1 protein-coding gene is annotated in these 1,630 nt (G+C 75.3%); it reads left to right on the top strand.

The genetic code is table 11. The features are described 5' to 3' along the window. A partial coding sequence (locus tag ACFU74_RS37240; protein ID WP_380764571.1) for an MFS transporter occupies window positions 1-1,614 on the top strand: 1,614 nt, incomplete at its 5' end. Window positions 1,615-1,630: the final 16 nt, after the last annotated feature.

Consider the following 1,630-nt stretch of genomic DNA (forward strand, 5'->3'; position numbering starts at 1 on the left):
CCACCGGCCGTCGCGCCGCGAGGGGAGACCACCGTGACACCGCCGGCCGCAGCCAGCGCCGCCGCCACCCGTACCCGGACCGACGAGCAGACCACCGACCCCGCCGCGGCGAGCGCCGCGGCCGCCGACGCCCAGGCACCCGCCCCGACGGGGCTGCCGGGCAGCGGCGACGACGACCCCGACGAACGCACCGCGGCGGACGACCCCGCCGCTCCCGGCCGCACCCGCGCGGCCCGCCCGTCGCCCGCCGCCACCCTTCTCGGGACGCGCACCGCGCGGCACCCCTCATCCCCGACCGGTGCCCGCTTCACCCGGCCCGGGGGGATGTTCTCCTCACTGCGCGTTCGCAACTACCGCTACTACTTCGCCGGCCAGGTGGTGTCCAACACCGGTACCTGGATGCAGCGCATCGCCCAGGACTGGCTCGTCCTGAGCCTCACCGGCAGCCCGCTCGCGGTAGGCATCACCACCGCCATGCAGTTCCTGCCGATGCTGCTGTTCGGCCTGTTCGGCGGGGTGCTCGCCGACCGGATGCCCAAGCGCCGGCTGCTGATCTTCACCCAGGGCGCGATGGGCCTGCTCGCCGCCGGCCTCGCCGTGCTCACCGTCGGCGGCGTGGTGACCCCGTACTACGTGTACGTGTTCGCGCTGCTGCTCGGCCTGGTCACGGTGGTCGACAACCCGACCCGGCAGGCCTTCGTCTCCGAGATGGTCGGCCCGAAGGACCTCGCCAACGCGGTCAGCCTGAACGCCGCCAACTTCCAGACCGCCCGGCTGGTCGGCCCCGCCGTCGCGGGCCTGCTGATCGCCGCGGTCGGCAGCGGCTGGGCGTTCGCGCTGAACGCGCTGTCCTTCGCCGCCGTGATCGGCGGGCTGCTCGCGATGCGGACGAGCGAACTGCGCCCGACCGCGCCGATCGCCCGCGAGAAGGGGCAGCTGCGGGAGGGCCTGCGGTACGTCAAGGAGCGGCCCGAGCTGCTCTGGCCGCTGGTGCTGGCCGGGTTCATCGGCACCTTCGGCTTCAACTTCCCGACCCTGCTGGCGGGCTTCGCCACCGACACCTTCCACGTCGGCGCCGGGCAGTACGGCCTGCTGAACACCGCGATGGCGGTCGGCTCGCTGACCGGCGCGCTGATCGCGGCCCGCCGGGGCGCACCCCGGCTGCGCAGACTGGTCGGCGCGGCCCTCGGGTTCGGCGCGCTGGAAGTGGTGGCGGCGTTCGCGCCCGGCTACTGGACCTTCGCACTGCTGCTCACCCTGATCGGGGTGTTCGGGCTGAGCTTCAACACCTCGGTCAACGCCTCGCTCCAGCTGGCCACCGAGCCCGCGATGCGCGGCCGGGTGATGGGCCTGCTGATGCTGGTCTTCACCGGCGGCACGCCGATCGGCGCGCCGATCGTGGGCTGGGTCACCGCCTCGTACGGGCCCCGGCTGGGGCTGCTGGCCTGCGGTCTGGTCTCGGCGGCGGCGGCCGGTGCGGTGGGTCTGGTGCTGGCCCGCAGCGCCGAGCTGCGGCTGCGGCTGGACCTGCACCCGGGGCGCGGCGGCCGGGTGGTGGCGCTGGTGCCGCGTCCGGCGGCGGGCGCCGAGCCGCAGCTGGCCACGGCCTGCTGACCCGGCCGGCCCCGGG

It is taken from the genome of Kitasatospora sp. NPDC057500, from assembly GCF_042802195.1.
Taxonomy (GTDB): domain Bacteria; phylum Actinomycetota; class Actinomycetes; order Streptomycetales; family Streptomycetaceae; genus Kitasatospora.